The organism is Vreelandella hamiltonii (assembly GCF_014651775.1).
In the GTDB taxonomy this organism is placed as follows: Bacteria; Pseudomonadota; Gammaproteobacteria; order Pseudomonadales; family Halomonadaceae; genus Vreelandella; species Vreelandella hamiltonii.
The window spans coordinates 26,370-53,024 of the sequence record NZ_BMXN01000023.1 but is presented as its reverse complement, the minus strand read 5'-3'; the positions used below and the strand labels follow the sequence as shown (position 1 = coordinate 53,024).

The 26,655-nt window shown below is 60.3% G+C and carries 24 protein-coding genes; 18 read left to right on the top strand and 6 right to left on the bottom strand.

From position 1 onward, the window contains the following. Window positions 1-316: 316 nt before the first annotated feature. The 10 genes from IE091_RS15385 (at window position 317) to moaE (ending at window position 8,098) form a co-directional block, all read left to right on the top strand. Window positions 317-943 (top strand): riboflavin synthase, encoded by a 627-nt coding sequence (locus IE091_RS15385; RefSeq protein WP_039182228.1) that lies wholly within the window; start codon window positions 317-319, stop codon window positions 941-943. A 193-nt stretch (window positions 944-1,136) separates the two neighbouring features. Continuing rightward, the gene (locus IE091_RS15380) at window positions 1,137-2,435 is read left to right on the top strand and encodes an NCS2 family permease (protein WP_039182223.1); all 1,299 of its coding nucleotides are present in this window, start codon (window positions 1,137-1,139) and stop codon (window positions 2,433-2,435) included. Window positions 2,436-2,469: 34 nt separating this feature from the next. Further along, window positions 2,470-3,015 (top strand): adenine phosphoribosyltransferase, encoded by a 546-nt coding sequence (locus IE091_RS15375; RefSeq protein WP_039182221.1) that lies wholly within the window; start codon window positions 2,470-2,472, stop codon window positions 3,013-3,015. 6 nt (window positions 3,016-3,021) lie between these two features. Next, on the top strand, window positions 3,022-3,501 hold the full coding sequence (gene gpt, locus IE091_RS15370) for a xanthine phosphoribosyltransferase (RefSeq protein ID WP_016914007.1): 480 nt from the start codon (window positions 3,022-3,024) through the stop codon (window positions 3,499-3,501). Between the two features lies 1 nt (window position 3,502). Further along, the gene (ung, locus tag IE091_RS15365; protein ID WP_189464048.1) at window positions 3,503-4,186 is read left to right on the top strand and encodes a uracil-DNA glycosylase; all 684 of its coding nucleotides are present in this window, start codon (window positions 3,503-3,505) and stop codon (window positions 4,184-4,186) included. 97 nt (window positions 4,187-4,283) lie between these two features. Beyond that, entirely contained in the window at window positions 4,284-4,913 is a 630-nt protein-coding gene (gene upp / locus IE091_RS15360) for a uracil phosphoribosyltransferase (protein ID WP_039182214.1), read from the top strand. 89 nt (window positions 4,914-5,002) lie between these two features. Continuing rightward, the gene (locus IE091_RS15355; protein ID WP_039182211.1) at window positions 5,003-6,232 is read left to right on the top strand and encodes a uracil-xanthine permease family protein; all 1,230 of its coding nucleotides are present in this window, start codon (window positions 5,003-5,005) and stop codon (window positions 6,230-6,232) included. Window positions 6,233-6,255: 23 nt separating this feature from the next. Further along, complete coding sequence (gene mobB, locus IE091_RS15350; RefSeq protein ID WP_189464047.1) at window positions 6,256-6,816, top strand: molybdopterin-guanine dinucleotide biosynthesis protein B; 561 nt, start codon at window positions 6,256-6,258, stop codon at window positions 6,814-6,816. A 4-nt stretch (window positions 6,817-6,820) separates the two neighbouring features. Beyond that, window positions 6,821-7,615, top strand: coding sequence for a cyclic pyranopterin monophosphate synthase MoaC (gene moaC / locus IE091_RS15345; protein ID WP_039182206.1), 795 nt, complete (start codon window positions 6,821-6,823; stop codon window positions 7,613-7,615). Window positions 7,616-7,618: 3 nt separating this feature from the next. Beyond that, window positions 7,619-8,098, top strand: a complete 480-nt coding sequence (gene moaE, locus IE091_RS15340; protein ID WP_096922888.1) for a molybdopterin synthase catalytic subunit MoaE — start codon at window positions 7,619-7,621, stop codon at window positions 8,096-8,098. 32 nt (window positions 8,099-8,130) lie between these two features. Here the strand turns inward: moaE and IE091_RS15335 are convergent, their stop codons facing one another. Beyond that, window positions 8,131-9,729, bottom strand: coding sequence for a ribonuclease J (locus IE091_RS15335; protein ID WP_189464046.1), 1,599 nt, complete (start codon window positions 9,727-9,729; stop codon window positions 8,131-8,133). A gap of 274 nt (window positions 9,730-10,003) precedes the next feature. Here IE091_RS15335 and purU point away from each other — a divergent pair, with 274 nt between their 5' ends. Both purU and IE091_RS15325 read left to right on the top strand, forming a co-directional pair. After that, complete coding sequence (gene purU, locus IE091_RS15330) at window positions 10,004-10,858, top strand: formyltetrahydrofolate deformylase (protein WP_189464045.1); 855 nt, start codon at window positions 10,004-10,006, stop codon at window positions 10,856-10,858. 23 nt (window positions 10,859-10,881) lie between these two features. After that, the gene (locus tag IE091_RS15325) at window positions 10,882-11,553 is read left to right on the top strand and encodes an energy-coupling factor ABC transporter permease (RefSeq protein ID WP_189464044.1); all 672 of its coding nucleotides are present in this window, start codon (window positions 10,882-10,884) and stop codon (window positions 11,551-11,553) included. A 34-nt stretch (window positions 11,554-11,587) separates the two neighbouring features. On the opposite strand, the gene lexA is transcribed toward IE091_RS15325, so the two are convergent. Continuing rightward, the gene (lexA, locus tag IE091_RS15320) at window positions 11,588-12,265 is read right to left on the bottom strand and encodes a transcriptional repressor LexA (RefSeq protein ID WP_039182192.1); all 678 of its coding nucleotides are present in this window, start codon (window positions 12,263-12,265) and stop codon (window positions 11,588-11,590) included. Window positions 12,266-12,488: 223 nt separating this feature from the next. Here lexA and IE091_RS15315 point away from each other — a divergent pair, with 223 nt between their 5' ends. From IE091_RS15315 to IE091_RS15300, 4 genes are all read left to right on the top strand, one after another. Further along, entirely contained in the window at window positions 12,489-13,175 is a 687-nt protein-coding gene (locus IE091_RS15315; protein WP_039182189.1) for a TetR/AcrR family transcriptional regulator, read from the top strand. Further along, entirely contained in the window at window positions 13,153-13,668 is a 516-nt protein-coding gene (locus IE091_RS15310; RefSeq protein ID WP_189464043.1) for a L,D-transpeptidase, read from the top strand. Before IE091_RS15315 ends, IE091_RS15310 begins: the two co-directional genes overlap by 23 nt. Window positions 13,669-13,751: 83 nt before the next feature. Continuing rightward, window positions 13,752-14,771 (top strand): beta-N-acetylhexosaminidase, encoded by a 1,020-nt coding sequence (nagZ, locus tag IE091_RS15305; RefSeq protein WP_039182183.1) that lies wholly within the window; start codon window positions 13,752-13,754, stop codon window positions 14,769-14,771. Between the two features lie 30 nt (window positions 14,772-14,801). After that, window positions 14,802-15,380 (top strand): hypoxanthine-guanine phosphoribosyltransferase, encoded by a 579-nt coding sequence (locus IE091_RS15300; RefSeq protein ID WP_096922894.1) that lies wholly within the window; start codon window positions 14,802-14,804, stop codon window positions 15,378-15,380. Window positions 15,381-15,389: 9 nt separating this feature from the next. On the opposite strand, the gene ppsR is transcribed toward IE091_RS15300, so the two are convergent. After that, window positions 15,390-16,223, bottom strand: a complete 834-nt coding sequence (gene ppsR / locus IE091_RS15295; RefSeq protein WP_016913992.1) for a posphoenolpyruvate synthetase regulatory kinase/phosphorylase PpsR — start codon at window positions 16,221-16,223, stop codon at window positions 15,390-15,392. 329 nt (window positions 16,224-16,552) lie between these two features. Between ppsR and ppsA the strand changes: the two genes are divergently transcribed. Together ppsA and ggt are read left to right on the top strand one after the other, a co-directional pair. Then, complete coding sequence (gene ppsA, locus IE091_RS15290; RefSeq protein ID WP_189464042.1) at window positions 16,553-18,937, top strand: phosphoenolpyruvate synthase; 2,385 nt, start codon at window positions 16,553-16,555, stop codon at window positions 18,935-18,937. 167 nt (window positions 18,938-19,104) lie between these two features. Next, entirely contained in the window at window positions 19,105-20,892 is a 1,788-nt protein-coding gene (ggt, locus tag IE091_RS15285) for a gamma-glutamyltransferase (RefSeq protein WP_189464041.1), read from the top strand. A 22-nt stretch (window positions 20,893-20,914) separates the two neighbouring features. Here the strand turns inward: ggt and IE091_RS15280 are convergent, their stop codons facing one another. From IE091_RS15280 to acnB, 3 genes are all read right to left on the bottom strand, one after another. Then, entirely contained in the window at window positions 20,915-22,798 is a 1,884-nt protein-coding gene (locus tag IE091_RS15280) for a glycerophosphodiester phosphodiesterase family protein (RefSeq protein ID WP_422822532.1), read from the bottom strand. Window positions 22,799-22,885: 87 nt separating this feature from the next. Next, entirely contained in the window at window positions 22,886-23,380 is a 495-nt protein-coding gene (gene rraA, locus IE091_RS15275; RefSeq protein WP_189464039.1) for a ribonuclease E activity regulator RraA, read from the bottom strand. A gap of 143 nt (window positions 23,381-23,523) precedes the next feature. Continuing rightward, complete coding sequence (acnB, locus tag IE091_RS15270; protein WP_039182164.1) at window positions 23,524-26,127, bottom strand: bifunctional aconitate hydratase 2/2-methylisocitrate dehydratase; 2,604 nt, start codon at window positions 26,125-26,127, stop codon at window positions 23,524-23,526. Between the last annotated feature and the right edge of the window lie 528 nt (window positions 26,128-26,655).

Genomic DNA, 26,655 nt, shown 5'->3' with positions numbered 1-26,655 from the left:
TAAAAAGGCCACCTTCCGTGGCCAGAAAGTGACCGTTGACGCGGTGAATATGCCGCCCAGAGTGCTTTAGCCGCTCAGAGACGAATTGATCAGCGGTTCCTTAAGCGTGCTTATACAGAGTTTTCCGCTTTTTTAGGACTTGTTTTTAGTTTTTGGTTCTGAATTGAGCCTTTTCAGGCTGCGTTGGACAGCAAAAAACACGCTGTTCAAGCACTTGCCGGGCCTGCACTGCACAAGGTTGGGGCATAGGGTGTAAGCTTGCGGAAATTTTTACAGCTTGAGCCAGTTCGCTGGCGAATCAACAGAGGGAAAGTCCATGTTCACCGGTATTGTGCAAGGTATCGCCGAAGTCGTCGAAGTGCTGGAGCTGGAGGCGTTTCGTACCCACGTGGTGGCGCTGCCCGAAGAGCTGCGTGAGGGGCTGGAAATTGGTGCGTCGGTAGCACATAACGGGGTCTGTTTGACCGTCACGCGCATCGAAGGTGAGAAGGTCAGCTTTGATTTGATGCGTGAAACGCTGCGATTGACTAATCTTGGTGCAATCGAGGTGGGGCAATGCGTCAATATAGAGCGTGCAGCCCGTTTTGGTGATGAAATTGGCGGGCACTCCATGTCCGGGCACGTCATCTGTATGGCCAAGGTCGTGACCATCGAGGAAGCCCCCAACAATCGTCGGCTGTGGTTTTTGCTGCCCCCCTCGATGGCCAAGTTCGTGTTCGAGAAAGGCTACATTGGCGTGGATGGTATCAGCTTGACCGTGGGGGACGTACGGCCGGCTGGCGCTGGGGAAGGGGTGGAGTTCAGCGTCAACCTGATTCCCGAAACGCTGTCGCGCACCATGCTCAAGGAGCGACTGGTCGGGGACTGGGTCAATATCGAGATCGACCCGCAAACCCAGGTCATCGTGGAGACCGTGGAGCGGGTGCTGGCGAGTCGGCTGTAGAAAATTATCGGCCAGTGTTGACCAATCGGTTAGCTTATGGCCTGAAGTTTGCTAATCATAAGATAGGGGCGCTATCGCCCCTTTCATTCGCTGCACACGGGGTACTCGCATCGCGCAGTGCCTTTCGGTAGTATGTGCGGCTTTTCTCGCACCAAGGGACGCATCCAGCGTAAGCGCGAAGGATAAAAACGACATGAAATTTCTGGACAACTACTTCAAGCTCGCCGAGCAGAAGACCAACGTAAAAACCGAGGTGATTGCAGGGGTCACCACGTTCCTTACGATGGCCTATATCATCTTCGTCAACCCGAGCATTCTTTCCGAAGCCGGCATGGATTACGGTGCCGTGTTCGTGGCGACGTGTCTGGCGGCGGCCATTGGCTGTTTCGTGATGGGACTATGGGCCAACTACCCCATTGCCCAGGCGCCGGGGATGGGTTTGAACGCCTTCTTTACCTATGGTGTCGTGCTGGGAATGGGCTACACCTGGGAGGCCGCGCTGGGGGCGGTATTCTTCTCGGGCCTGACCTTCTTCCTGCTGAGTATCTTCAAAATTCGTGAGTGGATCATCAACTCGATTCCGCTGTCGCTGCGATTGGGCATTGCGGCGGGTATCGGCCTGTTCCTGGCGATGATCGCCCTGAAAAATGCGGGCATCGTGGTGTCCAATCCGGCGACCTACGTGGCGCTGGGCGACCTGTCCCAGCCGCCGGCCATTTACGCCTTGTTGGGCTTTTTCGTGATTACCGCGCTGGCCTACCTGCGCGTGACCGGTGCGGTGATGATCGGTATTCTGGGTGTGACCGTCATGGCCATGGTGCTGGGCCACAACCAGTATGGCGGGATCATGTCCATGCCGCCTTCCATCGCGCCGACGTTCATGGCCATGGATCTGATGGGTGCGCTGGACGTGGCCATGCTGAGCGTGATTTTTGCGTTCCTGTTCGTGGACCTGTTCGACACCTCGGGTACGCTGGTGGGCGTGGCGCACCGTGGCAAGCTGCTGGACAAGGATGGCAAGTTGCCGCGCATTGGTCGTGCCATGATGGCCGATAGCACGGCGTCCATGGCCGGTGCTGCGCTGGGTACTTCCACCACGACCAGTTACATCGAGTCGACAGCGGGCATTGCCTCGGGCGGCCGTACCGGTCTGACGGCGGTGGTCGTTGGCGTACTGTTTTTGATCAGCCTGTTCTTTGCGCCGCTGGCGGGTTCCATTCCGGCCTATGCCACGGCGGGCGCTCTGCTGTACGTGGCGGTGCTCATGGCGGGTAGCCTGGCGCATGCCAACTGGGAAGACCCCACAGACGCCGCGCCGGTGCTGATCGCTGCGCTGGCCATGCCGCTGACCTTCTCGATTGCCGAGGGTATTGCCCTGGGCTTCATCAGCTACGTTGCCATCAAGACCCTGTCAGGCCGGTTCAGCGACCTGAATCCGGCAGTGGTCGTGCTGGCGCTGCTGTTTGCAGCAAAATTCCTGTTCCTGGGCTAACTGCCCGCATTTTGACTAATCAATGAGAGACGCGATGAGCATCTACGGCGATTACATTAAGTCCGTTATTCGCACGGTTCCTGACTGGCCAGAGCAAGGAGTGAACTTCCGTGACATCACTCCGCTGCTGCAAAACAGCGCTGCCTTTCGCAAGCTGATCGATAGCTTCGTGCACCGCTACCAGGAGATGAACCTGGATGCCATCGCGGCGATTGACGCTCGTGGCTTCATTATTGGCGCCCCGTTGGCCTATGAGCTGGGCTGCAGCTTCGTGCCGGTGCGCAAGAAGGGCAAGCTGCCGTTCAAGACGATCAGCGAGACCTATACGCTGGAGTATGGTCATTCGGAAGTCGAGCTGCACGCCGACGCTTTTCAGCAGAATGACCGTATTTTGTTGATGGATGATCTGATTGCCACCGGCGGTACCATGCTGGCAGCGGCCAACCTCATTCAGCGCTGCGGCGGCCAGGTCGTCGAGACGGCAACGATCATCGACCTGCCTGAACTGGGTGGCTCTACCAAAATTCGCGATGCGGGCTATAGCGTATTCGCGGTCTGTTCCTTTAATGAAGACGAGTAACGCCCCATGAGCAGCGAACGCTACCACCAACACTTCACCGTCTCCTGGGATCAGATTCATCGTGACGTTCGTCAGCTGTGCCATTTGCTGATCGAACGTGACTTCAAGGGGATCGTGGCGATTACCCGAGGCGGATTGATTCCTGCGGCGCTGATTGCCCGTGAACTCAACATCCGCCTGATCGACACGATCTGCATCAAGAGCTACGACCACATGAACCAGGGTGGCCTGGACATCATGAAGGGTGTCGACCACGACGGCGAAGGCTGGCTGCTGGTGGATGATCTGGTCGACACCGGCAAGACGGCGCGTGCGGTGCGTGAAATGCTGCCCAAGGCGCATTTCGTGACCATCTACGCCAAGCCCGAAGGTCGGCCGCTGGTGGATCAGTACCTGACCGAAGTGGCACAGCAGTGCTGGATTCAGTTCCCCTGGGACATGGGCATTGCCTATGTCGAGCCTCTCGCCGACCAGATGAAGAAGTAACATGTCGACTCCGCTACCCAATGACTGGCAACAGTGGCTGGGGCAAGAGTTCAAGGCCGACTACATGTCGGCCTTGAAAGCCTTTCTGGCTCAGGAAAAAGCGGCCAAGAAGGTCATTTATCCTCATTCGTCCCACTGGTTTCGTGCGTTCGAGCTGACCCCGCTGGCCTCGGTCAAGGTGGTCATTCTCGGTCAGGACCCCTACCACGGCCCCAACCAGGCACATGGCCTGTGTTTTTCGGTGCAGCCAGGGGTGCCGGTGCCGCCGTCGCTGGTCAACATCTATAAAGAGTTGGCGGCGGACGTAGGTTTTACACCGGTGCGCCATGGCTTCCTGGAACCCTGGGCCAAGCAGGGCGTGTTGTTGCTGAACACTGCGCTGACCGTGGAGCAGGGCAATGCAGCGTCGCATCGCGGCAAGGGCTGGGAGTCGTTCACCGACCGGGCCATCGAAACCGTCAGCCAGCACGGCGAGCCCTGTGTGTTTCTGCTCTGGGGCAGCCATGCCCGCCAGAAGAAAGCGCTGATCGATACCCAGCGCCATTTGGTACTGGAGTCGCCACATCCTTCGCCACTGTCGGCACACCGTGGTTTCTTCGGTAATCACCATTTTTCCAAGGCAAATCAGTTCCTCCAGCAGCAGGGCCGTACGCCTATTACGTGGCAATTGCCGGAAAAGCCTTAACCTGATGGTCAGTTGCGGGTAGAATGGCGCGCAATTTTGATCGCGTGTCGATGCGATCCTGATTGCCATCCCGAATCCCCTGTAGTGAGGAAGTCCCATGAGTGTGTACGCCATTAACCATCCGCTTGTTCAGCATAAACTGGGACTCATGCGTGAAGCTGACCTGAGCACGAAAAGCTTTCGTGAATTGGCGGGTGAGGTGGCCAAGCTGCTGACCTACGAAGCGACCAAGGGTCTGGAGCTTGAAAATCACGAGATTCAGGGATGGAACGGTGAGCCTATCGCGACACAGCGCCTCAAGGGTAAGAAGGTGACCATCGTGCCTATCCTGCGCGCAGGCCTGGGGATGCTGGAAGGCGTGACCGACCTCATCCCCAGTGCGCGGGTTAGCGTGGTAGGCCTTTATCGTGATGAGGAAACGCTGCAGCCGGTGCCATACTTCGCCAAGTTTGCCAACGATATCGAAGAGCGTATGGCCATCGTCATCGACCCCATGCTGGCGACCGGTGGTTCCATGGTGGCGACACTGGACATGCTGCGTGAGCGCGGTTGTGAACACATGAAAGTGATCGTGCTGGTGGCTGCCCCTGAAGGGATCAAACGGGTGCAAGATGCTTATCCTGATGTAGAAATCTACACCGCGTCGGTAGATGACCGACTCGATGAGAATGGCTACATCGTCCCCGGCTTGGGAGATGCCGGCGACAAGATTTTCGGAACGCGTTAAGCGCTCCGTGACATACAGCCCCTTACGCGCCGCGTTGGGGGCATTTTTTTGCCTCCGTTATCTACGATAGACCTTCCTGGAGTGGTGCAATGACAACGAATAGTGCACAAGAGTCGTGGCCTAAACTACTGCTGACCGGCGGACAAATGCTGTTCGTCGCGTTTGGTGCCTTGGTGCTGGTGCCGCTGCTGACGGGCTTGGACCCCAGCGTGGCCTTGTTTACCGCTGGGGTGGGCACGCTCGTTTTCCACGGCATTACGCGCCAGACGGTGCCGGTCTTTTTGGCTTCTTCCTTCGCTTTCATTGCCCCCATTCAGGGGTCGATTGCCAGCTTTGGAGTCTCTGCCACCATGGGCGGGCTGATGGCCGCCGGGTTGGTATACGTGGCCATTTCACAGGCCGTTCGACTGAAAGGCACGGCCTGGTTGCACCGCTTGTTGCCACCGGTGGTGGTGGGGCCGGTCATCATGGTCATTGGTCTTGCTCTGGCGCCAGTGGCGGTCAGCATGGCCACGGGTGAAACCAGTGACAACATTGGTTACGGTGCGGCGATCTTTCTCTCCATGGCCAGCCTGTTGGTGACCCTGGTGCTGGCCGTCTTCGGGCGTGGCTTGCTGCGTCTGGTGCCCATCATGGGCGGTATTGCGGTGGGCTACGTACTGGCCCTGCTGATGGGGGTGGTCGATTTTGCCCCGGTCAGGGAAGCGGCCTGGCTGTCGGTGCCCAATTTCACTGCCCCCAGTTTTCACTGGGCCGCAATTCTGTTCATGATTCCGGTGGCGATCGCCCCCGCTGTGGAGCATATCGGCGACATGGTGGCGATTGGTTCGGTGACTCGCAAGAACTACCTGGAAAAACCCGGCCTGCATCGCACGCTGCTGGGTGACGGCCTGGCTACTACCACGGCGGCGCTGTTCGGTGGTCCGCCCAATACCACTTATTCCGAAGTGACCGGCGCGGTGACGCTGACCAAGGCGTTCAACCCGAAATACATGGTGATTGCCGCCGTGCTGGCCATCGTGCTGGCATTCGTCGGCAAGCTGGGTGCCTTGCTGCAAACCATTCCCGGTCCGGTGATGGGCGGCATCATGACTCTGCTGTTTGGCTCGATTGCCGTGGTGGGCATGAATACCCTGGTGCGCGCAGGGCAGTCGCTGACGGCGGCGCGTAATCTGGTGGTGGTGTCGCTGATTCTGGTCTTCGGCATTGGCGGCATGCAGTTCGGGGGTGGTCAATTCACCTTGCAGGGCGTAAGTTTGGCAGCCTTGGTGGGCATTGCGTTAAACTGGCTGTTGCCTGCAGAGAAAGAAGGCGAATAGTCGCTCAGTTGACGAGGTATGCCATGAAAGAGCCACCAAACTGTGCGTTTCCGGTGCTGGGCGTCGCCGCGTGGAGCGGGACGGGAAAGACCACACTGCTCGAACAGCTGCTGCCTCGGCTGCGAGCACTTGGCCTGTCGGTGGCGGTGATCAAGCATGCCCATCACCAGTTCGAGGTGGATCAGCCTGGCAAGGATAGTTACCAGTTGCGCAAGGCCGGAGCGGCCCCGATGCTGGTGGCATCGAGTCGCCGTCTGGCACTGATGATGGATCTGCCGACAGAGGAAGAGCCGGATCTGGCGTATCTGCTTTCGCTCATGGCACCGCATGCACCTGACCTGGTCATCGTCGAAGGTTTCAAAGCCTGGCCCATCGCCAAGCTGGTGCTCTACCGAGAGGGCATTGGTGATGCGCACATCCTCGATGACCCGCATGGGGTGGGCGTTGCGCTGAGTGGCGCGGCGCCTGTGCCTCTGCGTGAGGATGTGATGCGGCTGAACCTCGACGACATTGATGGTATTGCCCGCTGGGTGTTCGACTGGGCTGCCGAGCAGCGCCACTCTCTGATTGATAGCAAAAGGTGACACGATGCAGTTAACCCACCTCAATGCCCAAGGCGAAGCCAACATGGTCGATGTTGGCGACAAGGCTGAGACACGCCGAGAGGCCGTCGCCTCTGGACGAATCGTGATGAGCGCTCAGACGCTTCAGCTGCTGACGGACGGTGCCTTGCCCAAGGGTGATGTGCTGGCCACGGCGCGCATCGCCGGTATTCAAGCGGCCAAGCGTACCCATGAGCTGATACCGCTGTGCCACGCCTTGGCGCTTTCCAAGGTGTCGGTGGACTTCGAGATCGACCACGACAACGGTTGGGTCAACGTTACGGCGCTGTGCCGCCTGAATGGCCGGACGGGGGTAGAGATGGAGGCCCTGACGGCCGTGTCCGTGGCATGCCTGACGCTATATGACATGTGCAAGGCCGTCGATAAAGAGATGCGTATCGAAGCCGTGCAGTTGGAGAGCAAGCAGGGGGGTAGCCGGGGAGATTACCAGCGCCTGATGCCCGCGCCCATCGTGACCGGCGAAGGGGCATCGGGGGAAGTAAGCCTTGGGGAGCGTTGCTCATCTCCCTGCGTGCGGGTCAAGTTTCTGGCCGAGCTGCGCGAGCGGGTCGGGGAAAGCGATGTGTCGGTGGATCTGGATCGTTTGCCGAGCCGCAACGTCGCGGGCCTGAAGGCGGCGCTCAGCGCTCAGGATGCGCGCTATGCGCTGTTGTCCGATCAGCGTACGTTATGTGCCATCAACCAGGTCATGGCCAGCGACAGTTCGCGCATTACCGACGATGACGAAGTGGCGTTCTTCCCACCGGTCACGGGAGGCTAAGCCATGGCGCTGCTTGAGCATCCGCATAAAGCGCTCGTGGTCGAGGTCACCGAGGACAGCTTCTCCATGGCGCATGGCTACGAGCAGGCGCTTCGGGGTCGCACGGATATCGGCGCGGTGGTCAGCTTTACCGGGCTGGTGCGCGACTTCAACGAGTCGCCCGATGTACTGGGCTTGACGCTGGAGCATTACCCCGGAATGACCGAGCGCAGCCTGATGGAGATCGCCGAGCAGGCCTGGCAACGCTGGTCGCTCCAGGCGGTGCGCATCATTCATCGGGTGGGAGATTTGGCGCCAGGTGACCCTATCGTTCGCGTGCTGGTCGCCAGTGCCCATCGCCGGGATGCCTTCCTGGCCTGCGACTTCGTCATGGACTATCTCAAGACCCAGGCGCCGTTCTGGAAAAAGGAGCGCGCACGCCAGGGGACGTATTGGGTCAAGGAGCGCAAAACCGATCAGCAGGATGCCGAGCGCTGGTCGTGAGCTGCTCTTCAGCCTGCTGACCTGGAAAGGGACTACTGTTGGTCCAGTTCCTCTTCGGTGGGCATGTCGGCGGCCATGATCTGCAGGTGCACCTCAGGCATGTGCTGAAGGTGGTTGGCCAGCCAGTGCATCAGGCGCGGTTGCAGCGCCTGGCGCAAGTCTGCCAGGGTCTCGGCCTCGATCTCTTCCAACTGCTCGTCCAGCCAATCGCTGAAACTCTCCTCATCCAGCGGGCTGGCCCCCGTGGTATCCAGCATCATCCGCCCGATGCGCCACCAGCCGGTCTCGGTGGCGGTGACCGGTAGCGCCAGAAACAGGCTGCCGCGCCGTGAACCAGACGACTGATGTTCGAGGCCAGGGTGGGGCCTTACGCTGTTTTGATCGACGATGCAGGGCGGCTGTGGATGGCGCGTTTCCAGGCGCAGGCCCTGATTGTCCAGCAGGATCAGGTCGCCATTGACGGGCGTAAGGGGGGCACTGATGCCTAGCTGCTCGGCGAGTGCCTGATGAGCCTGCTGATGACGCGCTTCACCATGCACGGGTAGCAGGGCCTTGGGGCGCACCCATTGATAGAGCTTTTTCAGCTCCTCCTGGGCTGGGTGTCCCGTGGCATGCAGCTCGGGATGATTGTTTTCATCGAAGAGATCGACACCCAGCTGTAACAAACGTTTTTTAAGCTGTTCGATGGGGCGCTCATTGCCCGGGATGGCCTTGGCGGAAAAAATGACGCTGTCACCGGGCTCCAGGTCGACGAAGGGATGACGGCGTTGCGCCAGTCGTTGAAGCGCAGCGCGTGGCTCACCCTGACTGCCCGTGGCAATGATCACGACTTCTTCGGGGGGTAAATAGCCAAGATCGTGGGGCGGTACCAGTGCCGGAAAATCGTCCAGGTAGCCCAACCCTCTGGCCACGCTCACCATGCGCTCCATGGAGCGGCCCATCAAGCTGACGCGGCGTCCGCAGGCTTGTGCGGCACGCCCGATGGCCAGAACCCTCGCCAGGTTGCTGGCGAAACACGACACCACGACGCGCCCCTTGCACTTCGCAAGGGTGCTGGCCAGTGCCTTGGCGACATCGCCTTCGCTGGCCGACTGCCCTGGCATGGGGGCGTTGGTGGAGTCACCCACCACCAGGTCCAGAGGGGCCAGCGCGCGGAAATGGGCGGCATTCACCGGCGCGCCGATGAGCGGCTCCGGGTCCAGTTTCCAGTCACCTGTGTGCAGAACCCGATAGTCGCCTGCCTGCATCATGATGGCGCAGCTTTCAGGTATGGAGTGGGTGACACTCAAGTAACGCAGGGTAAAGGGCCCGCGCTCAACTGCATCGCCGGGTTCGATGATTTCGATGGCAGCGCTGCTGAGCTGGTGTTCGGCAAACTTGTGGCGCAGCAGGCCCGCTGCCAGCGGGGTGGCAAAAATGGGGCAGCCCCAGCGCGGCCATAGCCAGGCCACGGCGCCGATGTGGTCTTCATGACCATGGGTGATGAACAGCGCGGCAGGCGTGATACCGAGGGTCTGCAGGGTGTCGGTGTTGGGTACCTGCAGCGGCGAGTTGGGCAGATCCTGACGAATCATCATGCCGCAATCGACGGCGATCCACTGATCGTCGTATCCATACAGCGTAAGATTCATTCCAATTTCACCGCATCCACCTAGCGGAAGCAGGTGCAGGGGCGGGCGGCGACGGGGACGAAGTTGAACGCGTGGTGGATGCATCGGTCATGAAAAGCCTGGGAAGTAATCTCTTAACTATACGGGAAGGGAGGGGCCTGTAACAATCATCGCGGCACTGCACCACAGTGCTTGGTCGCAGCGCTTGCGTTACACTAGCGCGCCTGGTGAGGCTTGCCTGTCGGCAGGTAAGTCCCTGGCGAACGTGCCGTTACATACGCAAGAGTGTTCATTGATGTCTCATTATTACCGTTTAGTTGTGTCGTGCCCGGATCAGGTGGGCATCGTGGCGCGTGTTTCCAGCTTCATTGCCCAGCAGGGCGGCTCGATTACCGAGGCCAGCCAGCACTCCGACCTGGAGACGGGTCGCTTTTTCATGCGTTACGAAATTCTCGCCGATTCATTGGGCATGTCGGCCGAGGCGCTGCGCACGGCGTTCGAACCCGTCGCCGCCGAATTCGATATGCAGTGGTCACTGGTGGACACCCAGAAGCGCCGCCGCGTGGTGTTGATGGTGTCGCGGGAATCCCACTGCCTGGTGGATCTGCTGTATCGCTGGCAGGCAGGCGAGCTGGATTGCGATATCGTCAGCGTCATTTCCAATCATGACGACATGCGTTCGCTCACCGAGTGGTACGGCATTCCTTATCATCACGTGCCGGTGGACCCGGCCAACAAGCAGGCGGCTTTCGAGCAGGTACAAACCCAGATCGATGCGGCACGGGCCGACTGTGTCGTGTTGGCGCGGTACATGCAGATACTGCCCCCCTCGTTGTGCGAGCGCTATGCCGGACGCGTCATCAATATTCATCACAGCTTCTTGCCCTCCTTTGCCGGGGCAAAGCCTTACCACCAGGCTTACGAGCGTGGCGTCAAGCTGATCGGTGCCACCTGCCATTACGTGACCGAAGAGCTGGATGCGGGGCCCATCATCGAGCAGGATATCCATCGGGTAAGCCACTGCCACACGCCCACCGACCTGGTGCGCTTTGGCCGTGATGTGGAAAAAGCCGTGCTGGCTCGCGGCCTGCGCTGGCATCTGGAAGACCGCGTATTGATTCACGGTAACAAGACCGTCGTGTTCAGCTAACTCGCCCACCGGGGAGGGGCGCCATGTCCTTTGCACAAAGCGTGCTGGCCACCTGGGCACTGCTGGTTACCTGGCTGGTGTCGGCAGGTGCGCTGGGGTGGGTGCTTTGGCAGCGCCCCTGGCAGCCGCTGCTGGAAGATACCGGTTTGCAGCATCGCTGGATGGCCGCGACGCTTGCCGTGATGCTGATGTGGCAGCTGCGGGCCCAGGCGGTCGATTGGTTGACCCTGCATCTGGTGTTCACGGTGCTGATGACATTGGTGTTCAAGGTGCCCCTGGCCTTGATCAGCAACCTGCTGCTCAACGTGGCGATGGTGGTGATCGGGCGCAATGCCTGGGAGCTGTTGGGGCCCAACGTGTTGGTGACGGGACTGGTGCCCGCCGTGATCACGGGGGTGGTATGGCGTATCGTGGATCGCCGCTTGCCGGACAATCTGATGGTGTTTCTGTTTGCCTGCGGTTTTTTCGGTGCTGCGCTGGCCACGCTAGGAGGCGGGCTGGCGGCCGTGGGGCTGATTCTGGTGGCGGGCACCGACCCTGAAGCGATCTATCTGGCTCAGGAGTATGCCCGCTTTTTACCCTTGCTGATGCCCTCGGAAGCCTTCATCACCGGCATGCTGCTGAGTATCTTGCTGGTCTACCACCCGCACTGGGTCGCCACGTTCAACGACCATCGTTACATCGATATGCAGTAGGCGGTGGCTTGGTCCAGTGCCCTGGCCCAGTATTTTAGCCCAGTGCCTGGCCGTTCCCGCCTCGGATGACGCCTACCCCGACGCCTTCGATATCCAGCTGTTGAGTTCTCAGGTCGATTTCGATGGGGGCGAAGTCTTCGTTCTCGGCGAGCAGCGTGACGTGATGCCCCTGGCGTTTAAAACGCTTGACCGTGACTTCGTCTTCCAGGCGCGCGACGACGATCTGACCGTCACGCACGCGGTCGGTACGATGCACCGCCAGCAGATCGCCTTCCAGAATGCCCACGTCCTTCATCGACAGGCCGCGAACTCGCAGCAGATAGTCGGCCTTGGGGGTGAAGTACTCTGCAGGGAGCGGGCAGTAACGGTCGATATGCTCCGCTGCCAGAATGGGACTGCCTGCCGCGACTTCGCCAATGACCGGCAGCCCGTTGGGCGTGGCATCGTTGGCGGCGCTGGCAGGCTCGGCTGCCGGGGGCGTGGCGTCGAGCGGTTCCTGGTTGGGCAGGCGAATGCCGCGGGACGTATTGCGAATGATGCGAATGGCACCTTTGCGCTCCAGAGCGCGCAGATGCTCTTCGGCGGCGTTGGGGGAACGAAAGCCCAGCGCCTTGGCGATTTCGGCGCGGGTAGGGGGGTAGCCAAGCTCGCCCATGGTCTTCACGATAAAATCATATACATGCTGCTGGCGTGCGGTGAGTGGGCGTGACATATCAGACTCCAAACAGTGAAAAGACAGTCGCTACATGTCCGTAAAATCAGTATGTGTTTAAGTATACAGTATGTTGCTCTGTCCAGTACATGATGAGTTGCAATCCGTACCGGGGACGCGGCCTGAACCTTGAGCGGGATAATCGTTTGAGCCAGCAGGGGTAATGGCATACTATTCGCCAACGCGATCGCCATGTTTTAAACACCTGTTTTGGGAGGGCGCTATGGCCCAGTCGGATACGGTCACACGTATTTTGGATACGGCAGAGGTGCTCTTTGCAGAGCGGGGGTTTGCCGAAACATCACTGCGCAATATCACCAGCAAAGCGCGGGTCAACCTTGCTGCCGTCAATTATCACTTCGGGTCGAAGAAAGCGCTGATACAGGCGGTATTTGCCCGTTACCTGGACCCGTTCTCCGAACGCTTCCATACTGCGCTCGACGAGCTGGAAGCGCGCTACGAAGGCCAGGCCATTCCTCTGGAGGTGCTGCTGGAAACCATGGCCACCACCGTGCTGGCCGTGCCTGCCGAGCGGCATAGCCTGAAAGTGTTCATGCGGCTGCTGGGGCTGGCTTACAGCCAGGCGCAAGGACACCTGCGTCGCTACATTCAGCAGCAGTATGGCGATGTCTTCACGCGCTTCACGGAGCTGGTGCGCCGGGCGACCCCCGAGCTGCCAGATGCCGAGCGTTTCTGGCGGCTGCACTTCATGCTGGGCACGGTGATTTTCACTCTGTCTGGCCTGGATGCACTGCGCGATATCGCCGCCAAGGATTATCAAGAGCAGGTAACGGTACGCGACTTGATCCGACGTCTGCGCCCCGTCGTGGTGGCGGCCATGAGCGCGCCGATGCCGTTGCCCGCAGCAACCGTGGATGAGAAGCCCCATGCACACGCCCAGATTGGCTGACCTGCCGCCCGTTGAAGGTGGCTGGATGGAAATCGACACCGAGGCCCAACGCCTGCGCTGGTGGCAGGGGAGCGCGTTAGAGCACGAATGCGCCATTTCGACGGGCAAGGCCGGCGTAGGGCAAGAAGAGGGCAGTGGACGTACTCCGTTGGGTTGGCACTACATTCGAGCAGCGATTGGCGATGGGCAACCCGAGGATGCGGTCTTTCGGGGGCGTCGTTGGACCGGAGAGGTCTACTCTGCCGATTTGGCGGTCGAATTCCCCGAGCGCGACTGGATCTTGACCCGCATACTGTGGCTATGTGGCCTGGAGCGCGGTATCAATCGCGGCGGCTGTGTCGATTCCCAGCGTCGCTACATCTACCTGCACGGTACTCCCCCTGACCAGCCCATGGGCCTTGCTGCTTCTCACGGCTGTGTGCGTCTACGTAATCCCGACCTGCTCTGGCTTTTCAAACGGGCTGTGCCGGGTACGCCAGTATGGCTGCATTGACGTTTTCCCCGCTGGCATACTCCACATTTTGAAAGATCACACGGGTGGTCTAGAATGACGCCCTTTTTCCTGGACCCAGTACGATGACTCAACCTTTAGGCCCGGTCATGCTCGACCTGGAAGGCCAGACCCTGACCAAGGAAGACAAGCGCCTGCTGAAGAATCCCGCGGTAGGTGGCGTGATTCTGTTTGCTCGTAACGTGGAAAGCGCCACCCAAGTGCGGGAGCTGTGTGACAGCATTCGTCGTGTGCGCGGCGACCTGCTATTGGCCGTCGACCAAGAGGGCGGTCGGGTCCAGCGTATCCGGCAAGGCGTGACGCGCCTGCCGCCCATGGCTCGGATTGGCGACGTGTTTGCCCATGATCAGTCGGTAGGGCTGGCGCTGGCCAAAGATACCGGCTGGCTGCTGGGCATGGAAATGGCCGCCTGTGGCCTGGACATCAGCTTTGCCCCCGTGCTGGACGTGGACAGCGGTATTTCCAGCGTGATCGGGGAGCGCAGCTTCAGCCGAGACCCTCAGCACGTCGCCTTGCTGGGGCAAGCCTTCGTGCACGGATTGCATGAGGCGGGAATGGCAGCTGTGGGCAAGCACTTTCCCGGCCACGGCGGCGTGGGGGCCGATTCGCACACCGCCCTCCCTGTCGATGAGCGTCCGCTCTCGGCCATCAAGGAGCACGACCTGGTGCCCTTCAGCCAGCTTGCCACGCTGCTCAACGGCGTCATGCCCGCCCATATCGTCTACTCTGCCTTCGATTCGCGTCCGGCCGGTTTTTCGCCCAGTTGGCTAGGCATGCTGCGTGAGTCGCTGGGCTTCAAAGGCTGCATCTTCTCGGATGACCTGAGCATGGCGGGGGCTCATGAGGCGGGTGGCCCCGCCGAGCGTGCCAAGGCTGCCCTGGCAGCGGGCTGCGACATGCTGCTGATCTGCAACGACCGTGAGGCTGCGCTGGAAGTGGTGCAGGCCTGTCATGACGTATTCAACAAGCGGCCCGCCAAGCTGCGTTATGGTCGCGCGCGACCGCAGCTGGAAGCACTGGCCGCGCTGGGCCGTTGGCGCAAGACCCACGCCAGGCTGGAAGCGCTGGTCGCTGACGCCAGCTAATTGACCCATAGACTGTTTTGGAGAGGCTCGATGTCCAAATTGGATAAAGAGGCGCTGGAGTCGCTGGACTCCATGCGCGAGTTGATGGACAACGCCGACTGCTTGATTTCACAGGAGCAGGTCGAGCGTGCGCTGGACCGTATGGCGGAAGAGATTACCCGAGACCTGGGCGATAAGCTGCCGGTTTTCTACTGCGTCATGAACGGGGGGTTGATCACCACCGGTCATCTGCTGACGCGTCTGGGTTTCCCTCTGGAAGTGGACTACCTGCACGCTACCCGCTACCGCAATGAACTGCGCGGCGGCGAGCTGTTCTGGCGGGTCTCTCCGGAAGTCCCCATGGCGGGTCGGCATGTGGTGATCGTCGACGATATTCTCGATGAAGGCGCCACCCTGGCGGCCATCCTGGCGTACTGCAAGGAAGCCCAGGCTGCCAGCGTGACCACTGCCGTCCTGGTGGACAAGCAGCACGACCGCAAAGCGGTGCCTGGCCTGAAGGCCGATTACTGCAGTCTGGAAGTCGCCGACCGCTACGTCTTCGGTTTCGGCATGGACTACAAAGGCTACTGGCGGAATGCCCCGGGGATTTTTGCGCCCAAGGGCATGTAAAGCACTGGCCTAGCGGGGCGAGAAACGTCTTGCCAGGCCGGTTTCGGCAATCATGCGGGTGGAGATCTCCTCCACGGAGAAGCGTGTGGTGTCGATGAAAGGAATGTTCATGCTGCGGTAGAGCGATTCGGCCTGCTCGACTTCCTGCAGGCACTGATCCATGGAGCTGTAGCGGCTGTTGGGGCGACGCTCGTTGCGAATGGCCGCCAGTCGCCGAGCATCGATGGTCAAGCCGAACAGCTTGTGCCGGTGCGGTGCCAGCGCTTTCGGCAATTTCAAGTGGCCATCTTCATCCAAGTCGTCCTCGGTCAGCGGATAGTTGGCCGCGCGAATGCCGAATTGAAGCGCCAAGTACAAGGACGTCGGCGTTTTACCGCAGCGAGATACCCCCACCAGAATGATGTCTGCCTTGTCGTATTGATGGGTGCGGGCACCGTCATCGTTATCCAGTGCAAAATGCACCGAGTGGATACGGTCCATGTAGACATCGTCGCTGCCTATGGAGTGGGTGCGCCCCACGCTATAGGAAGAGTGCGTTCCCAGCTCTTGCTCCAGCGGTTCCAGAAACGTCGAGAAGATATCGACCTTGAAGCCGGAGGCCTGTCGGATGACGTTGCGGATCTGCTGGTCGACGATGGTGTCGATGATGATGGGGCGAACACCGTCGCGCATCGCGGTGGACTCGATGATTTCGGCGACGGCCTGAGCCTTTTCCAACGTGTCGATGTAGGGCTTGGTGATCATGTTGATGTCCACGTCACTGAACTGCGCCAACAGGCTGCGCCCCAGGCTTTCTGCCGTGATCCCCGTGCCATCGGAAATAAAAAAGGCTGTTCGTTTCATAGTCTGTCCGCCACCCTCATCCAACTGATTTACGAACGCTCATTGTGTGCCGTGCGCCATGGCAGTACAACGTTTTCGAGTGCAGGGGGTTTTCGTGAGCAGGGTTTGCGTGTGCAGGGTACTTGCGATTGGGCTCGCAATTGTGCTCGCGCAAACAGGTCTGCGTCCTGTCCTGACTACATAAACGCCGTGTTTCCGGCCGTTGTTGTAAAAATCCTCCACTCCCTGCGCTGTTAGACCAATGGCGAATAGGGGGCCGCGATGCTAGGGTGACAGCGTGAATGGGTGTCGTCCCAACGGTTGCATCAATGTCTGAGTGAGGGGGTTGCGTGGAAGAGTACATTCTGTGGTTCGATCAGCTGGGTATGGCGGACGTCGAACGCGTGGGTGGTAAGAACGCCTCGCTTGGCGAAATGATCTCCAACCTGGCCGGTGTGGGTGTCACGGTGCCCGGCGGTTTCGCCACTACGGCCCATGCATACCGCGAGTTTCTCTCCCACGAAGGCCTCAACGACCGTATCAACGACACCCTGGCACGGCTCGACGTCGACGACGTCAAGGCGCTGGCCGAGGCTGGCAAGCGTATCCGCCAGTGGATCATCGAGACGCCGTTGCCGCCCACCTTCGAAGCGGCATTGGAGCAGGCGTACCAGCAGTTGCAGGCAAAACACCCCGGCCTGAAGGTTGCGGTGCGCAGCTCGGCAACGGCGGAAGACCTGCCGGATGCATCGTTCGCCGGTCAGCAGGAAACCTTCCTCAATATCGAAGGCCTGGCCAACATCAAGCATGCGGTTCACGAAGTCTTTGCCTCATTGTTCAATGATCGCGCAATTTCCTACCGCGTCCATCGGGGCTATGCCCATGAGAACGTTGCCCTGTCGGCCGGTGTGCAGAAAATGGTGCGCTCCGAGACCGGTGCGTCCGGTGTCATGTTTACCCTGGACACCGAGTCCGGCTACCGGGACGCGGTGTTCGTCACCGCCTCCTGGGGGCTGGGCGAGACCGTAGTGCAAGGGGCGGTCAACCCTGACGAGTTCTATGTGCACAAGCCCACGCTGGCCGCCGGGCGTCCGGCCGTGTTGCGTCGTACCCTGGGGTCGAAACTGATCAAGATGGTGTACGGCAAGGATGCCAGCGCAGGTCGTTCGGTGGAAACCGTTGACGTGCCTTACAAGGATCGCGGGCGTTTCTGTATCGACGACGAGCAGATCATGGACCTCGCCCGTCAGGCGGTCACCATCGAGCAGCATTACCAGCGGCCCATGGATATCGAGTGGGCGCTGGATGGCGATGACGGCAAGCTGTACATCGTGCAGGCACGTCCTGAAACCGTCGTTTCCCAGCAGGAGGGCGGCAAGCTGGAGCGCTTCCAGCTGCGCGAAAAGGGCCGCACGCTGATCACTGGCCGGGCCATCGGGCAACGCATTGGTCGTGGTGCGGTCAAGATCGTGCTCAGTCCTGACGAGATGGACAAGATTCAAGAGGGTGACATTCTGGTCACCGACATGACCGACCCCGACTGGGAGCCGATCATGAAGCGGGCATCGGCCATCGTCACCAACCGGGGCGGGCGTACCTGTCATGCGGCGATCATTGCCCGTGAGCTGGGCATTCCCGCGGTGGTGGGGTGTGGAGATGCCACCACGCAGCTGCAGGAAGGCTGCGACGTGACGGTCTCCTGTGCCGAGGGCGATACCGGCCATGTATATGAAGGCCTGCTGGCCTTCGATTGCAACGTCTCCAGCGTCGATGCCATGCCGGAGATTCCCTTCAAGATCATGATGAACGTGGGCAACCCGGACCGTGCCTTTGGCTTTGCCAGCCTTCCCCATGCGGGCGTGGGGCTGGCGCGTCTGGAGTTCATCATCAACCGCATGATTGGTGTGCATCCCAAGGCGCTGCTGGATTATCAAACGCTGCCGGTTGACCTTCAGCAGGTGATCGACCTGCGTACGGCAGGGTACGCCGACCCGGTCAGTTTCTACGTCGACAAGCTGGTGGAGGGGATTTCCACCTTGGCGGCGGCGTTTCATCCGCAGCGGGTGATCGTTCGCCTCTCGGACTTCAAATCCAACGAATACGAGAACCTGATAGGCGGCAAGCTGTACGAGCCAGGTGAAGAGAACCCCATGCTGGGCTTCCGTGGCGCTTCTCGCTACATTTCCGATGCCTTCCGCCCCTGTTTCGAGCTGGAGTGTCGGGCGCTGAAGCGCGTGCGTGAAGAGATGGGCTTCACCAATGTCGAGATCATGGTGCCTTTCGTACGCACCACGGATGAAGCCCGTGAAGTAGTCGAGCTGCTGGCCGCCAACGGCCTGAAGCGCGGTGGCAGCAGCGACCCTGACGGCCTCAAGGTCATCATGATGTGCGAGCTGCCTGCCAATGCGCTGTTGGCCGACGAGTTCCTCGAATATTTCGACGGCTTCTCGATTGGCTCCAACGACCTGACACAGTTGACCCTTGGGCTGGATCGTGACTCGGGCATCGTGGCCCACCTGTTCGATGAACGTAATCCGGCGGTGAAAAAACTTTTGGCCATGGCCATTCAGGCGTGCAAGGCACGAGGCAAGTACGTGGGGATTTGTGGTCAGGGGCCTTCGGATCACCCGGACCTGGCCAAATGGCTGATGGAGCAAGGAATCGACTCGGTGTCGCTGAACCCGGACGCGGTCCTCGAAACCTGGTTCATGCTGGCCGGAGAGAGTATCGCCTGAGTGGCATGACATTCGTTAGCCTGCTGTTTGATTTTGCGCCCGGCCATTGTGCCGGGCGCACGGGTTTTATAGGCTACGCTTTGTTCTGGATAACACCGCTCTGGATGACGGCGCCCCCGAGGCGCTGTGCGATGTCTGCCTGTGTCCTGGTTAAAAGGAGAGAAATTATGCTGCCTAAACGGGCAATCCCCCTGACGGGCCTACTACTCGTTCCTATGGTGAGCTGGGGGTTTAGTTACCAAGCCCCCGAGATGTCGCCGGAAGTAGGCTCAGGGTATGAGGAGAAGCCCGGTTGGGCCGTTGAATCCTTTGCCGTTGCTGCGGCGAACCCGCTGGCCACTGACGCGGGTTATCAAGTGCTCAAGGCCGGTGGCAACGCCATCGATGCGGCGGTGGCCGTGCAAATGGTGCTGACCCTGGTAGAGCCGCAGTCCAGTGGGATCGGCGGCGGCGCCTTCTTGATGCACTACGACGGCAGCAATGTGCAGGCCTTCGATGGTCGCGAGACCGCGCCTGCCGCGGCCACCGGTGAGCTGTTCATGGAAGATGGCGAGCCGCTGCCGTTCATGGAGGCGGTGGCCAGCGGTCTCTCTGTGGGGGTGCCGGGGGTACTGCGTATGCTGGAGCAGGCCCACGCCGAACATGGTCAACTCGCCTGGCGAGAGCTTTTCACCCCTGCCATTACGCTGGCGGAAGAGGGCTTTGCCGTCAGCCATCGGCTGCATACCAGCCTGGCCAACGATACGGCGCTGCGCGAGGACCCGTTGGCCCGAGCGTTCTACTACGATGAGCAAGGCGAGCCGCTGGCCGTTGGTGACACATTGACCAATCCCGCGCTGGCCGCCATTTTGCGCCGAGTGGCAGAAGAGGGCAGCAGCGCGTTCCACGAAGGTGCGATTGCCGAGGATCTGGTGGCCCGAGTGCAGTCCCATCCGCAGCGTCCGGGCGAGATGAGCCTGGACGACCTCAGCGGCTATGAGCCGGTGGAGCGTGAGCCGATCTGTACGCCTTGGCAGGAGTGGGAAGTGTGTGGCTTCCCGCCGCCGTCGTCGGGTCATATCACCGTCATGCAAATCCTCGGTATTCTCGATCAGCAGCCGTTGATCGAAGCACCGCTGGATAATGGTGCTCCCAGTAGCGGTTGGCTGCATCAGTTCCTCGAAGCGTCTCGGCTGGCCTTTGCCGACCGAGGTCGCTACATCGGTGATCCTGATTTTGTCGAGGCGCCGGGAGGCGATTGGCGCACGATGCTGGCCCCTGAATACCTCAATCAGCGTAGTCGCCTGATGGGCGAAGCGTCACTGGGCGATAGCGTCGAGCCTGGCAACCCCGGTGAGCTGGAAGTGAGCTTTGCCAGCCAGCCCGAACAGCCTGAGTATGGCACCAGCCACATCAGCATCGTGGACGGCGATGGCAATGCGCTGGCCATGACCACGACCATCGAGCAAGCCTTTGGGTCACGTATCCTGGCAGACGGGGGCACGGGGCTGGCAGGGGGCTATCTGCTCAATAACGAGCTGACCGATTTCGCCTTCGAGCCGGAAAGCGAAGGCCTCCCCGTGGCCAACCGCGTTGAGCCCGGCAAACGTCCCCGTTCCAGCATGAGCCCGACGCTGGTCTTCGATCTGGAAAGCGGTGAGCTGGTGGCCAGCCTGGGCTCGCCAGGTGGCGCAGCGATCATTCATTACACGGCCAGAAGCCTGGTGGCCATGCGTGACTGGGGGCTCGATGCTCAGGAAGCGCTGGATCTGCCTCATGCCATCACCTTGGGAGGCGATGTCTACCTGGAGGAGGGACGATTCTCGGAGGAGACCGCCGAGGCACTGCGTGGGCGCGAACATCAGGTGAGTGAGCGAGAGTTGACCAGTGGCCTGCAAGCCATCATGAAGCTGGAGGACGGCACCTTGTACGGTGGCGCCGACCCGCGTCGTGAGGGCGTGGTCATGGGTGAGTGATGTCCTTGCCCGCCGTCTCGCGCTACTGACGTAGCCAGTTGCGCAGTTTTACCAGCATCAGGCCGCCATCGCTCATGGCATGGCGGTCTTCGATCAGTTCCCTCAAGCGGTCAGGATAGTCGGTGATGATGGCATCCACGCCAAGGTCGATCAGCGTCGACATCCTGGCTCGGTCATTCACCGTCCAGGCATGGATTTCATAACCATACAGTGCCGCCAGACGGATTTCCTGTCGGGTAATGCGGTTATGTCGCAAGCCCAGCGCATCGAATTGACGACGGTCGAGCGTGCCGGGGAGTATCAGCTGCGCCAGTAGTGTCACCCTCAGCTCGGGCGCCCGCTGCTTGATGAAGTTGACCAGTGCGGGCGACATGGTGGCCATGCGCATTTCCAGCAGCGTATGCGGGAATCCGCAGGCGGCCATTCCATTCAATGCATCGTGCTGGGTGGCCCAGCAGCGGTAGCGACGATCGTTTTCTTCATCCAGTTCATCCAGTACCGCTTGAGCCAGCGCTTCCTCCTGGCCCGGGAGCGGTTTCATGTCGATCATCAGCGCGGCGCGGCCCTTCACCAGCGCCAGGGTCTCGTCCAGCCCGGCGATTCGTTCGTTCTGGAAGGCATCGCCAAACCAGCTGCCCACATCGAACTCGCTCAGTTCGTCGCGGGTCAGTTCGCCAAACTCCCTGGGGTCACCCGTGAGCCGAGCCAGCGTGCGGTCGTGGTAGAGCATGACCTGCTGGTCGGCGCTGAGACGCACGTCCAGCTCGACGGCATCGGCACCATCGTCCAGTGCCTGGCGCACGGCGGCCAAGGTGTTTTCAGGCGCCACCATGGAGCTGCCTCGGTGGGCGATGATGGCGACGTTGTCGCGTATTTCGAAGCTGTTGAGTATCCACCAGGCTTGCAGCGCGGCAATCAGCAAGACGCACACTTCCAATGCCCAGGCCAGGCGGCCTGTCTGTTCGCTCTCGGGAGCGGCAGGCCGGGCCTCCCGATAGGCAAGCTGCAAGTAAAGGCAGGCCGACAGCAGCGCGTGGGTGGTAATACCCAGAAACGTGATGGTCAGGGTGATCAGGACATAGCCGGTCAGATAGGCCAGCATCGCCGGTACCAGAACGGCACTGTGCTCGGGCAGCCACCATAGCAGCGGCGTGATGAGTTTGTCGTAGAGCCAGGTGGTGGCAATCGGCAAGGCAATGATGACGAGCAGTAACAGCAGCACCGCCGCGCCAATGGAGCGGTGCCAGCCCCGGGTAAGATGCACGCTGCGCTTCAGGGCCTGCAGCGGGTGGCACTGTTCCAGCGCCACCAGCGGCAGAGCCAGTAGCCAGCGCAGATACAGCCAGGCAGCCAGGCTCATCCACAGCAGCACGACCGGCAACGCACAGGCAATGAAGTACCACAGTGCCGGCGGGCGTACACGCTGTAGATAGTAGGGGTCAAGACCGCTGAGCCATAGGTCGTATAGCCAGGCGATGGCGACCATGAAGGGGGCCAGCAGCAGCAGGTGGGCACCCACCTGCAGGATCACCAGCAGCAGCAGTGCTGGTAGGCGCCGAGTGCTGAGCCACAGGGCCTCCAGTGCCAGGCGGTAGTGGTTGTCCTTGGGCCTGCTGGCCACTTGAAGCATGCCCGCTTGCTGCCAGTAGATCAGCAAGAAAGTGACCGCAAGGCCCGCCAGCAGGGTGAACAGGCCCAGGGGGCTGAACAGCAGCGCCAGCAAGGCATCGTTGGTGACCACGGTTCGGTTGAGCTGCGCCATGAATCGCTGGGAAGCCCAAGCCACCAGCGGCAACACCACGGCCGATGCCAACAGCGTGAACAGCAGGTGGTAGGCAATCAGTGGGCGCAGGTGGTCACGAAGGGTGCGAAGTAGGGCATAGCCCAGTGGCTTGAGCGGCTGCATGGTGTCCGTGGCATGAAAATGAAATATCAGGGTGGCACTATCTGCCACCACTGACAAGTCTGGCGGGTTAGCCGGGGTTAGGCGCGTTCAAGAGAGTTTGAGCGGCTGTTCGGCGACGATGATGCCATTATTGTCGGCGTAGAGCCATTGACCCACCTGCAGCGTGACGCCTGCAAAGGTCACCGCCACGTCGCGCTGGCCTTCGCCATGTTTTTCGCTGCGACGAGGGTGGCTGCCCAGCGCTTGCACGCCAAGTGGCAGGGTCGCCAGAATGTCCACGTCTCTCACACAGCCATACATGATGACGCCTGCCCAACCGTTTTTGGCGGCTTGTTCAGCCAGCATGTCGCCCAGCATGGCGCAGCGATGAGAGCCGCCTGCATCCACTACCAGGATGGCGCCTTCACCGGGCTCGGCGAGGGCCTGCTTGACCATGGAGTTGTCTTCGAAGCATTTGACGGTACGAATAGGCCCGTAAAAGTGATCGACGCCGCCGAAGTTGGCAAACATCGGCTCGAGCACCTTGACCTCGGGGTACTGGTCGCACAGATCGGGGGTAACGACGTAAGGTGTGGTCGTCATGAGGGTCTCCTGTCAGTGAGTGAAGCCGCTGATAATAAAAACGCCCCGACCTGCGAAGGAAGGGGCGTTCGGTCATCGGCTCAGAGTCGCGTGGCGTCTCTGCGATGTTGCGAGCATCGGCGATGGGGCAGTAGCCGTGGCGCTTAGGCCTCTTGGGCTACTGGAATCACGTTCGAGGCGACCTTCTGGTACTCCTCGATTTCGTGGAAGTTCATGTAACGATAGATTTCGCCAGCCAAGGCGTCAAATTCGCCCATGTAACGCTGGTACTCAGCGACTGTCGGCAAACGGCCTTCCACCGCTGCGACCGCTGCCAGCTCCGCCGAGGCGAGGTAGACGTTCGCGCCATCTCCCAGGCGGTTCGGGAAGTTACGTGTAGACGTAGACACGACGGTGCTCTTGGCAGCCACACGCGCCTGGTTACCCATACACAGTGAACATCCCGGCATTTCCATGCGGGCGCCTGCACGGCCGTAAATGCCGTAGTAACCCTCTTCGGTCAGCTGGTGCTGATCCATCTTGGTCGGCGGCGCCAACCACAGGCGGGTCTTCAGGCTACCCGCAGGCTGTTTCTCCAGCAGCTTACCGGCGGCACGGAAGTGACCGATGTTGGTCATGCACGAACCGATAAACACTTCGTCGATCTTCTCGCCAGCCACGTCGGAGAGCAGGCGAGCGTCGTCCGGATCGTTGGGAGCGCAGAGCACCGGCTCCTTGATCTCGCTGAGGTCGATCTCGATGATTTCGGCGTACTCGGCATCTTTGTCCGCACGCATCAGTGACGGGTTGGCCAGCCAGGCTTCCATCCCCTCGATACGGCGGCTGATGGTACGGGCATCGCCATAACCGTTGGCAATCATCCACTTCAGCAGCGTGATGTTGGACTTCAGGTACTCGGTCACGCTCTCTTCGGACAGCGTGATGGTACAGCCAGCCGCACTACGCTCGGCCGAGGCATCGGAAAGCTCGAAAGCTTGCTCGACGGTGAGGTCTTCGAGGCCTTCGATTTCCAGCACGCGGCCGGAGAAGGCGTTTTTCTTGCCGGATTTCTCGACCGTCAGCAGACCCTGCTTGATGGCGTAGAGAGGAATGGCATGAACCAGGTCGCGCAGCGTGACGCCAGGCTGACGCTCACCCTTGAAACGCACCAGAACGGACTCCGGCATATCCAGCGGCATGACGCCAGTGGCAGCAGCAAAGGCAACCAGACCAGAACCTGCCGGGAAGGAGATGCCGAGCGGGAAGCGGGTGTGGGAGTCACCGCCGGTGCCGACCGTGTCCGGCAGCAGCATGCGGTTCAGCCAGCTGTGGATGATACCGTCGCCGGGGCGCAGTGAGACACCGCCACGGTTCATGATGAAGTCGGGCAGGGTGTGGTGAGTGTCCACGTCCACCGGCTTGGGATAGGCTGCCGTGTGGCAGAAGGACTGCATGACCAGGTCGGCCTGGAAGCCCAGACAGGCCAGGTCTTTCAGCTCGTCACGGGTCATCGGGCCAGTGGTGTCCTGGGAGCCGACGGTAGACATCTTCGGCTCGCAGTACATGCCGGGGCGAACGCCGTTCAGGCCGCAGGCCTTGCCAACCATCTTCTGTGCCAGCGTGAAGCCTTTGCCGGTATCGGCAGGCTGGTCCGGCAGACGGAAAACGTCTGACGGCGCCAAGCCCAGGGACTCGCGCGCCTTGCCGGTCAGGCCACGGCCGATGATCAGCGGAATACGACCGCCTGCACGCACTTCATCGAGAATCAGCTGTGTTTTCAGCTCGAAGGTGGAGAGCACTTCATCGGTGCCGTGCTTGCACACTTTGCCTTCATAGGGGTAGATGTCGATGACATCGCCCATTTCAAGCTTGGAAACATCCATCTCTACCGGCAGGGCGCCTGAATCTTCCATGGTGTTGAAGAAGATCGGGGCAATCTTGCCGCCAAAGCAGAAACCGCCGCCGCGCTTGTTGGGCACGTAAGGGATATCGTCACCGAAGAACCACAGCACCGAGTTGGTGGCTGATTTGCGCGAAGAGCCTGTGCCGACTACGTCGCCTACGTAAGCCACTGGGTAGCCTTTGGCTTTGACGGCTTCGATTTGCTTGAGCGGGCCAGTGGTGCCGGGCACTTCGGGCTCGATACCGTCACGCTCGTTCTTGAGCATGGCGTTGGCGTGCAGCGGGATGTCAGGGCGCGACCAGGCATCCGGCGCGGGCGACAGGTCGTCGGTGTTGGTTTCACCCGGGACCTTGAAGACGGTCAGCGTGATTTTTTCTTCCAGCGCAGGCTTGGAAAGGAACCACTCGGCGTCGGCCCAGGACTGCATGACGTCCTTGGCGACGGCGTTGCCATTCTTGGCGCGCTCTTCCACGTCGTGGAACGCATCGAACATCAGCAGAGTGTGCTTGAGCTGCTCACCTGCTTCACGGGCCAGCTCTTCGTTATCGAGCAGCTCGACCATGGAAACGATGTTATAGCCGCCCTGCATGGTGCCCAGCAGTTTGACGGCATGGACCTTGTCGATCAGCGGCGAGGACGCCTCGCCTTTGGCCAACGCGGTCAGGAAGCCCGCTTTGACATAGGCGGCTTCATCGACGCCCGGCGGTACCCGGTTGGTGATCAAGTCCAGAATGAACTCTTCTTCTCCGGCCGGCGGGTTCTTCAGCAGCTCGATCAGGTCGGCGACTTGTTCGGCGGTCAGGGGCTTGGCTGGGACGCCCTCTGCAGCGCGTTCCTCGACATGTTGGCGGTAAGCTTCAAGCACGTTGGGGCCCTCTCATCTTCTTGGTAGTGATCATCAGTGGTAGCAAAAGACGCCTGCACGGTAACAAGGACATCCTTCGATCACATGACATACGCTTGAGAATCAGCGTCTGGTGGATGGCTCGGATTCTACGGGAAACTGTCGACAATGTTAAGAAGTCAGGCGGGATGCCTACTTGTACTTTGTGTTGAGATGTTGAAAGCCGCTTTCCTGAGGGCGGTTTTTTTGATTAATGTGCCGTAAACATGAAAGATTTTTACCGAGAGGCGTGTTTTTAGGTGACGGCTGGTGTGATTATCGTGATGCCGCGTTACCATGGTTGCCAAGCGAGTGCTGGCCTGTAGAGCTGGGTAGCCTCGGCAAGCCGGATTCCCGTGTGGAGCGTGATTCAGGCTTGCTATACATTAGTGTCAATGCATTTTTAAGCGAGGCTGGAAGACACGTTTGTTCATCCTCGAACCAATCAGGGAACGGACGCCATTGGCGTTTATATATTGTACAATAGTGTGATAAACGCTTGGTGCTAGT